A 10526-nucleotide genomic window follows, 5' to 3' on the forward strand; every position below is an offset into this window, starting at 1 on the left:
TGCAATGCGACGAAACCGTCAGGGCCGTCTGGCAAAAATGTGGGAAATAGCCTGCTCACAGTCGGGTCTCCGCAAGCTCAATGGTTCTGGCCGCAATGTCTGCCAGAATAGGCGTGTCAAAAAGTGTGCGAATCTCGATACTGAGTCCCCTGCGGCGCAACTGTTCAATCAACCGCACAGCTAACAGCGAATATCCGCCGAGTTCAAAAAAGTGATCATGACGGCCGACCCGCTCGACACCGAGCAGTTCTTCCCAGATAGACGCCATCGTGATTTCCATGTTCCCCTGTGGCGGAACATACGCGCGCCGGGCGAAAGACATCTCATCCGGCGGCACTAAGGCGTTACGGTCTATCTTGCCGTTCGGCGTCAGTGGTAACGCTTTGAGCGTCACGAAGGCGGCCGGCACCATATAATCCGGCAACCCATCCTGCAGGTGTTTACGCAATGCCTTACGGCTAAACAGGCTCTGAACCATGCCTTTGAGCGTCACCAGGTGTTCCAGCGCCGATAACGCATTCTCAGGCACGATCCAATCGATCAGACACGCCACCTCATTCACCCCCGCTTCCTGCAGACTCTCTGCCACAGACAGCGCGGATTCCGGCGTACCAATAAATGACAGCTCACGGGTATAACGCCTGAACGCGAACTCCAGCATGCTCTGTTTATCCGCGCTGGGGAGCGTATCGAGGTGAATGTTTTGCTCTTTCAGCCAGCCCGAGAGCAAGCTGAGATGTCCCTCCAGATAATCAAGGAACGGTCCTTTGGCCTGCGTTAATGCCTCGTCAAGGTTCTCCCCCAGGTAGGTATGGATCATCACCGTCACCGTGCCGGTGCGGGGGTCGAACCCCGCGTTTTCACGCGCCGTGCGGTATATCCCGATATGGTGAGCCAGCTTGTCGATATTCTGCGTCAGCAAGTGGGTCAGCAAATTCGCCCCACTGCGGCCTGCATACTCAAAGGTTTCCGGCGCGCCGGCAGCGGTTATCCATATCGGCAGCTCCTTTTGCACCGGCGTGGGGTAAATCTGTACCGAGATGTCATTCCCATGATGATCCCGACGAGAAACGCTACCGCCTTGCCACAGCGTTTTCAGCTCCTCAATGCCTTGATACATCACGTCCCAACGCGCATCGTAGTTCTGCGGCGCCAGCGCAAAATCCCGCTGATTCCAGCCGGAAGCGATGCCGATACCGACACGGCCGTTCGACAGGTTGTCCAGTATCGACCAGTCTTCAGCTACGCAGAGCGTGTCGTGCAAGGGCAACACCACGCTGCCGGAGCGCAGCTGGATATGGCGCGTTCTGGCCGCCAGCGAGGCGCTTAACAGCGCCGGGTTAGCGAACAGCGCGCCGACACTGTGGAAGTGACGTTCCGGCGTCCACACGGCGGTGAAACCGTGCCGATCGCCGAACTCCGTCACCTCGGCGCAATGGTGATATCCCTGTCGGGCATCAGTATGCGCGCCGAAGAAGAACAGGCTAAAATCAAGGTGATTACTGTCGGGCGATGGCTCTGCTGCACGCTCTTCGGTCGCACCGGGAACCACATACGCCACCAACCGCGTCTCCCCGGAAATATCTTCTCTGGCAACCACCACCGCTTCACGCACCGAGGAATGGCTTAACAGCCGCGCTTCGATTTCGCCCAGTTCGATACGATGCCCGCGTAACTTCAGCTGATGATCGGTACGTCCGAGGAAAATCAGCCGTCCATCGTCCATAAATTGCGCGAAATCCCCGGTACGATAGAGACGCGCGGTCGGATCGGTTGAGAACGGATCGGGGATGAAGCGCTCAGCGGTCAGCTCCGGGCGCTGGTGATAACCACGGGTAACGCCGTCACCGCCGATATACAGCTCCCCGATAGCGCCCATCGGCACCGGTTTGCCGTGTCTGTCCAGCAGGTAGACCTGCGTGTTGGCAATCGGACGGCCAATCGACTGGTTGTATTGCGCGACGTCCTCTGCATTGACGCGATTGCAGGTTGACCACACCGTGGTTTCCGTCGGTCCGTAGAGGTTCCACAGTGACTCGCCGAAGGCATGCAGGCGCCGGGCCAAATCACTGGGCAGCGCTTCGCCGCCGCAGAGAATCTTCAACTGCGGGTGTGGCGTTGGGTCGGTATCCACCAGCAAGCGCCAGGTGGTCGGCGTGGCTTGCATGATAGTGATATTCAGGGTTTGCAACAGATTAAGCAGCGCGTAAGGATCCATCGCCTGAGTACGGCTCGCCAGCACAATCGACGCGCCCGTCATCAACGGCAAATACAGCTCCAGCCCGGCAATATCGAATGAAATGCTGGTGACGGAGAGCAGGCAATCTTCAGCGCTGAGGTGGAATAACGCCTGCATCCCGGTGAGGAAGTTGACCACCTGACGGTGCTCAACCATCACGCCTTTCGGCTTGCCGGTCGACCCCGAGGTGTAAATCACATACGCCAGATGTCTGGCGTTGAGCATTGCCACATCCGGGTTGCCGCCAGGCAGTTCTTCCCAACGTGCGCCGTCACGCTCCAGATCGACCACCGTAACATCACCGCCGGTCGCAGACCCAAAGAGGTCGCGCCCACGCCGGTCAACCACCAGTACCTTCGGTGTGGCATCCTCAAGAATATAGGCCAGCCGGGTGGCGGGATATTCAGGGTCGAGCGGCACGTAGGCGCCCCCGGCTTTGAGGATCGCCAGTAAGGCGATGAGCATGGTTTCGGTGCGCTCCGTACACACCGCCACGCGCGTATCCGGCGCCACGCCTTGCGCTATCAGGTAGTGAGCCAGCCGGTTGGCGCGCTGGTTAAGCTCGGCATAACTGAGGCGGACGTGGCCCATTTGCAGCGCCGGCGCCTGGGGGTGTTGCGCGACCTGTTGCTCGAACAACTGATGAATCATCGTCATCGCCGGGAACGGCAGCGCCGTATCATTCCAGCTTTTCAGCAGATGCCGGCGCTCTTCTGGCGGAAGCACCGTCAGCTCATACAGCGGCACCGGCGCAGCAGACGCGGTGGCCTCGACTTCAAGCGCCTCCACCAGGCTAAGCATACTCTGCTGGAAGTAACCCCAAATGCGCTCGCCAGACAGCGACTCAATCGCCTGAACGCCGATATCAAAGCCGACGTCGGCGTCATCCACAGAAATCGAGATAGGATAGTTGGTGCGCTCGTCAAAGCCGTGCCAGGCCACGCCGTCAAACTCAATCCCCCCTAACACGTCCACGTCTGTCGGGCGGTTACGACGGTAGTTGAACACCGTACTGAACATCGGCGTCGGCGCCACAATGCCGCTGCCCTGTTGCGCCAGCGATAAGGTAGTGTGCTCATGTTTTATCAGCGCGGAGAGACGCTGATGCGTCTGACGCACGGCATCAACCGCATACACCTCCCCCACGTCAAGACGCAACGGCAGCGTATTGATGCACGGTCCCATGATTTTATCGCTGTTCTCGCCGTGCATACGCCCCGACAGTACCGTGCCGAACACCACGCTATCGCTGCCGCAGGCGGCGCTCAGCACCCGTCCCCAGCTCAAATGGCACAGACTACTCACGCTGACGCCAAGGCGGCGGGCCTGAGCGCGTAGCCGCTGCGCAAGCGCAGCTTCAAGCGGACGCCGTGTTTCACTGATGCGCTGGCCGTTAAGATGGCCGCTCTTGAGATTAAACGGCGCCGACGGTTCGGTGATATCTGCCAGCATGTCGCTGAAAAAGGCCAGTTGCTGCTGGGTATCGCTACGCTGTTGCAGGCGCGCCACGTGATGACGGAATGGCGCCGGCGCAGGCAAACTCTCCCCCTTGCCAGTGAGGAATGCCTGAATCTCAGCGAGCAACATCTGCAATGAGGGAATGTCATCCACCAAATGATGGATATACATCAACGCTTGCCAGCATGCCTGTTCGTCGTCGTAGGCTACCACCATGCGCAGCAGCGGCGGCTGGGTGAGATCGATGCGGTTGGATTGAGGATCAAAGCGCGCCTTCATCTGCGCCACCACCGGGCCATGCCGGGCGTCAACGCTGAGCGTTGTGACCTGCAAACGTGCATCGCGCAGCACAACCTGCACCGGCGTCTCCAGGCCTTGCCAGATAAACGCGGTACGCAAGATATCATGGCGATCGATAACGCGTTGAATAGCCTCCAGGTATCGGTCCAGCGTCTGTCGGTGCGTAAACGACAGGTGGCCACACTGAAGGTAAGGGTCGCCGGCCTCATCGAACAGATGATGGAAGAGGATGCCTTCCTGCAGCGGCGCCAGCGCATAGATGTCCTGAATATTGGCGATGCCACCGGGCGTGCGGGCCACGATCTGGTCTATCTGCTGCTGAGATAACGACACCAACGGGAACAGCGCCGGATGAAGCGCCGTGGTTTCCGGCGTCACCCGATTAGCCGGAACCACCCACGCCGGCGAAGCGTCATCCTGATGGGTAATCTGTGCCGCCAGATCGGCCAGCACCGGATGAGCGAAGATGGTTGGCGCATCGGTGTAGAGCTGCTGCTCGCGCAGCATCGCTTGCAGTTGCATCGCCAACAGTGAATGACCGCCCAGTTCGAAGAAGTTGTCCTGCCGTCCGACCTGATGCACGCCAAGAATGGTCTGCCATAACTGCGCCAGCGTCGCTTCCGTACCGGCGTGGGGGGCTTCAAAGTCACGCTGCACGTAAGCGCTGTTGTCCGGTAGCGGCAAGGCTTTGCGATCGATCTTGCCGTTGACGGTCAGCGGCAGCGACTCCATCACCACAAACGCCGCCGGGATCATATAGCTGGGCAGTTGGGTGGCGAGCGCCTCGCGCCATTGCGCAATCGCACCGCCGCTGCAACCCGCCTCGGGCACCACATACGCCACCAGCCGCGCTTCGCCGCCACCCGGCGTGATACCGATAACGGTAGCGTCTTTGATGTGCTCAAGCGCGGCAATCCGCGACTCGATTTCACCCAGCTCAATACGGTACCCGCTCAGTTTGATTTGGTGATCGCGGCGGCCAAGAAACTCGATGCGACCATCGTCAAACCAGCGCCCGATGTCGCCGGTGCGGTAGATTCGGCCCCCGGCAACCCAGGGGTCGGCGATAAACTGCCGGGCGGTCAATTCAGGGCGATTCATGTACCCCACCGCGACGCCTTCACCGCCGATCCAGATTTCACCCGCCATACCGGGCGCACAAAGCTGGCCCAGATTATCGACAACGTACATACGGGTATTGGCGATCGGCCGCCCGATACTCAGGCGGGTATCCTGGCTCTGCTCAAAGCCACGCATCCATGCCGACGACATAATGGTGGTTTCCGTCGGGCCATAACCATTGATGTACCGGCAGCGCTCGCTCCAGCGCGCAATCAGCCCGAGCGTCGGTGCCGAACCCGCGGTCAAAATGGTCATGCCTTGCGGCACGAGAGCCGGATCTAAGTGCGTGAGATACGGCGGCGGGAACGCCGAGAAACGAATGTCGTTTTGGGTCATGTACGCCATCAACGCCGGCGGGTTTTGGATCACCGCATTCGACAGCAGATGCAGTTCACAGCCGCGGGTCAAGGTACCGAAAATTTCGCCGGCTGATGCATCAAAGGTATAAGGCGCGAACTGGGTAATGGGCTGTCCGACGCTAAAAATCCCGATGTGTTCGCACCAGGCGCAGAAATTGATCAGGCTGCGATGCGCTATCTCCACGCCTTTCGGCGTGCCCGTTGTGCCAGAGGTATAGATGATATAGGCAATAGCGTGCGAATCGATGGTGTGCGGATCGATGGTGTGCGGATCGATGGTGTCAGCGGACACATCCTCACGCTGCCCGCCATCCGGCTGCGCCTGCTGCAGATAATCCTCAACCCACAGCAAGGCGCTGCTTGCGTCTTCGTCGAAATTTGACCGATCGGCCCGGCTGGTCAGCGTCCAGCGCACGTTCGCATCGTTAATGATAAAGGCGCGACGTTCGGCCGGCGCATCCAGACCGACGGGCACATAAGCGGCCCCTAACTTGATGATACCCAGCATGGACGCGATCAGATTCGGCGTTTTATCCATACTCAGCACGATGCGATCGCCCTGCGTCACGCCGACACGGCGTAGCCCTGCGGCAATCCGTTCGGCGCGTTCGGCAAGCTGCCGATAGCTTAACCGCTCATCACCGGCCACCAGCGCGGTGGCGTCGTTTCTGGCCGCGACCTGCTCGGCAAACAGGGCGTAGAGCGAGTGATCCAACGCCACATCGAGTTCGGTCGCATTCCATTCGTGAATAACGCGTTCACTTTCAGCGCGACTGAGCAGTGACTGTTCACCCACTGTCCGCTCGCTGCCTTGCGCAAAGCTGGACAGCAGCTGCTGCAACCGATTGAGAATGTTATGCGCATCCGCATCGCTCATCTCGCCCTGACGATAGTGCAGCGTTAACGACAACGTCGTCCCGGTCTGCACGATAAGCTGCAGCGGCACCGGCTCGACGGGGCTTTCCTGCTCCGGGCCTTGCTCGTCATACACACCGATCAGTGATTCAAACAGCGGTGGGCTGGATGGGGAACCGACACCGCGCGCAAAGGCATCCGGCATCAGATCGGCATGGCGCTGATGCTGCTCAAACACGGCGGCAATATCGCCAAACCAGTGCTGCAAGGAGCGGTCGCCATCAATAATCAACCGCAACGGCAAGGCACAGTCTTCCCCTGCGTCGCTGGCAGCAAAGCGCTTGCCGAACAGCACCTCCTCCTCGCCGCTGTGCTTACTTAACAGCAGCGCCCATGCCGCCGTCATCAACACATCCCACGAAGTGGACTCACGCTGCACCAGCGCCAGCAGTTCGGTACTCAGCGCCCGCCCCACGTGGGAGACGAGCACACCGACCTCTTGCGCAGCGGAGGATAGTGCGGCCTTGGCATCCTCGCTCTCCGTGGCATTAACAAGGTTGGCGTTGGCCGTTGTTTGCGCCCCGGTAAGATAGCGCTGCCAATACGCCACGGCAGTGTCCTTACGCGACAAGAGCATATTTTCCTGCGTGATAGCCATGGGTCAGGCTCCCTCCGTGACAACTTGCCTGGAATGATTTTTTATAACATTCAGTAAGTTGGATAGGCTTTCGGCGTTCCTGCCGAATTGATTGATGACAGCGCCGTGCTGAATGCGCGCGGCAAAACCGTATTTGATGAACGTTGACAGGGTGCCTGTTGGGCTGAGATCAATAAAAAATGCCTCGTCTTTCGCCGCCAACCCCTGCATTAAGCGGTAGAAATCGACCGGTTCACGCAAGACGCGCCAGAAATACTCGCTATCCCAGCGTTCAACCGACGTCCCCAGCAGCGCGGAGTAAACCGTCATTTCGGGGGGATGTTTCGGCAAGGTATCGACCAGCGCCCGGAAATCCGTCTCGATGGCGGCGATGCCGGACGAGTGGAAAGGTTGCTCAACCGGCAGCAGCATCGAGATAACGTCCCGTTGCGTCAGACGTTCTTTGAGCGCCGATAGACTCGCCCGATTGCCGCTGACCACAAAGTTATTCTGGAAATTAATGCTGGCTAACTCGGTTCCCTGATACAGCGCGGCATGGGTATGGAAATGCGCTACCGGCGCCAGCACACTCATCATCCCGCCGCCTGCGCTTTTATCGCGCAGTAAGTGCGCCTGCGACACCACCAGTTTTATGGCATCATCCAGCGTCAGTACGCCGGCGACGACCGCGGCGATGCACTCTCCCAGGCTGTATCCCAGAACCGCGTCAGGTTTGACGCCCTCGGCTTTCAGCATATGGCTCAGGCTGACGCCCACGCTGAGTAACGCCACATTCGACAACGCGACATCAGAGAGCGGCAGATGGCGGCGAGCGTCGTCATACAGCGTATCCAGCAGACTGTAGCCGGTGTGTTGGCGACACAGGGCATCGCAGATGTCCATCTGGCTGCGGAACGCGTCATTCCGACGATACAGCTCATGCCCCATGCCGTAATACTGCGAGCCCTGCCCGCCGAACATAAACACCACGCCGGGGTTGGATGCATGGTTGGATGCATGCGCGGCGGGGGAACTGGCAACGTTTTTGGCCGTGGGCGCCGTCTCATCCGCCAGCGCCATCGGTTGCGCGCTGATTTTCGCAAACAGGCTGGTGAGCACCTGCCCCGGTCCAATTTCGTGCTGTTTGACCTCGCCAGACGCCAGCAGCCGCGACATACTTTCGTACCAGCGGACCGGGTGGCTTATCTGGCGCGCCAACAGCTCAAGGTAATCGGATGTGGGATAGTCATGCGCGGTGTAGTTGGAAATCACCCGCGCATTGAGCGGATTGAAGGTAAAACGCTGGGCAAACTGTGCAAACCGGGCTTCGATATCACGCATATAGCGCGAGTGAAACGCCGCACTCACATTCAGCTTGATATAACGCGCACCCGCAGCGGTAAACAGCGTTTCACAGGCAATAATGTCATCATACAGCCCTGAAATGACGATCTGCTGCGCGCAGTTGATGTTGGCAATATCAATGCCGCTAAACGGTGACGCAGCCAGTAACGCCGTCACCTGATTCAGCTCGATGCCCAGAACGGCGGCCATCGCACCGCGCGGCGCTGTCGACATCAGCCTACCGCGTTCTTTTACCAGCGCGACGCCGGTGGCAAAGTCAAACGCCCCGGCCGCAAACAGCGCGGCGAATTCCCCCAGACTATGACCGGCATAGCAGTCCGGCGCGTCCACGCCGTCTTGTCGATTGGCAAGAACCCCGAGCGCTGAGACAACAAACAACGCCGGCTGGGTGAATTCCGTCTCACCAAGTACGCCCTGCGGATCGTTGAGGCACAGCTCTCGAATCGAGAAACCGAGCACGTCGTCGGCCTCTCTAACGAGTTCGGGGAAACGCTCAAACAGCCCATCCCCCATCCCTTTCTGCTGCGATCCCTGACCAGGAAATACCCAAATTGAAGAAGACATAAATCTCCTATTACTGTTCCCTAGGATTGTCACTTAACGTTGCTTGCTTATCCCACCAGCCGCTCGCGGGGTCAGGACTTGACAGCCTCTGCCGGTAGATGGGCCTCAATCGTGCCGATCAGGTCGCCAAGCGTGTAAATACCGCGCTTATCGCCGTCGTTGACCTTGATGTGGAGCCGCTTCTCGATCTCGTACCAGGACTCCAGCATCTCGACCGAATCCACGCCAAGCTCGCCGCCGATAAACGAATCCAACTCCACGACATCAGGCGTAAACCCGGTATTTTTGATGCCGTTAATAATGTCGAGCACCACCGCGAGAATCTCTTTCTGAGCATCCATTTCTTCTCTCCTTCATCCAATCCATTAGAGTGCGTCAAACTCGCGCGCTACCTCAGTGATAAGCTCAACGACCTGCTCGATCTCTTCCCGGGTATGGGTCGACATCACCGAAATACGCAGGCGTTCTTTATCGGGGGGAACCATCGGGTATTCCATGATGTTGGCGAACACGCCGCGTTCGAAAAGACGGCGATTGATATTGCCTACGACAGAAAGCTTGCTGAAAAAGACCGGGATAATTCCCGATTCGCCGCGAAGAATGTTGAAGCCTTTCGCTTCCAGCAGGTCTTGCATGTAACGCACATTGTCATGCAAACGGGCAATGCGCTCCGGCTCACGCTCCATCACGTCTAATGCCGCGGAAATCGCCGCAATCGTCGGTTGCGCCAACCCCGAGGTAAACAGGTAAGGGTAAGAGAAGTTCCGCAGCATAAAGATGTGCTCGCGGCTGCCGGAAATAAAAGCGCCCTGCGCGCCCAGCGATTTGCTGCAGGTGGACATCCGCAAATCTACCTGGCCTAACAGGTCTAAATGTTCGAGCGTCCCCTTGCCGGTGCGCCCCATGGTGCCTAAACCATGAGCGTCATCCAGAATGATGATGATGTCGTGCGCCCGGCAAATCTCGATATAACGCTTCAGATCGATGATCGAACCGTCGGTAGAACGCACCCCTTCAACCGTGGAGAAAATCTGGGCATTCGGTTTGGAGCGCGCCCGAATTTTAGGCAGCATCGCCTCAAACTCATCCAGACGCTCGGGATCAAAGGTAAAGAACGGCACGTTGGTCATTTTGACGGCGTTGATCACGCTGGCATGACTGTTCTGGTCATAGATGATGATGTCGTTACGATTCATCAATCCGTTAACCCAGCACAGATTTGCCATATAGCCGCTCGGCAGCAGCACCGCGTCTTCGTGGCCGGCCAGCGCCGCCAGACGCAGCTCAAGATCCCGATGTTGCTTGGTATAGCCGGAAAATGCCGGTGACCCGCCGGTGCCGATACCGTATTTCTCTACCGCTTCAACCACCTGACTTTTTACATAAGGATGGTTAGCCAGGCCGAGATAGCTGTTGGAGCCAAACACCAGCACGTTCCTGAAGTCGTCGCTGTGCAGATCTTTGTATTGCATCTGCGCATCGACAGGCCCCATCCCCTGGCGGCTGAACATAAAGCCTTTTTCTACTTCTTTTAAATAGGTGCCATAACGTAATTTGACGCGTTCTTTGAAAGGCTTACGCTCAAGTTCGACCAGATCATGAAAATCCATTATAAAAACCTCCTTGG

The 10526-nt window shown here is 58.3% G+C and carries 4 protein-coding genes; all 4 read right to left on the bottom strand.

The features are described 5' to 3' along the window. Window positions 1–55: 55 nt before the first annotated feature. Window positions 56–6991: a non-ribosomal peptide synthetase gene (locus tag CVE23_RS13375; RefSeq protein ID WP_100849725.1), complete on the bottom strand. Its 6936-nt coding sequence runs from the start codon at window positions 6989–6991 to the stop codon at window positions 56–58. Between the two features lie 3 nt (window positions 6992–6994). After that, window positions 6995–8899, bottom strand: a complete 1905-nt coding sequence (gene fabD / locus CVE23_RS13380; RefSeq protein WP_072093567.1) for an ACP S-malonyltransferase — start codon at window positions 8897–8899, stop codon at window positions 6995–6997. 71 nt (window positions 8900–8970) lie between these two features. Beyond that, complete coding sequence (locus CVE23_RS13385; protein ID WP_038919430.1) at window positions 8971–9240, bottom strand: acyl carrier protein; 270 nt, start codon at window positions 9238–9240, stop codon at window positions 8971–8973. 24 nt (window positions 9241–9264) lie between these two features. After that, entirely contained in the window at window positions 9265–10509 is a 1245-nt protein-coding gene (locus CVE23_RS13390; protein WP_038919431.1) for an aminotransferase class I/II-fold pyridoxal phosphate-dependent enzyme, read from the bottom strand. Window positions 10510–10526 lie beyond the last annotated feature (17 nt).

Origin of the sequence: Dickeya fangzhongdai, assembly GCF_002812485.1 — a bacterium.
GTDB classification, from domain to species: Bacteria; Pseudomonadota; Gammaproteobacteria; order Enterobacterales; family Enterobacteriaceae; genus Dickeya; species Dickeya fangzhongdai.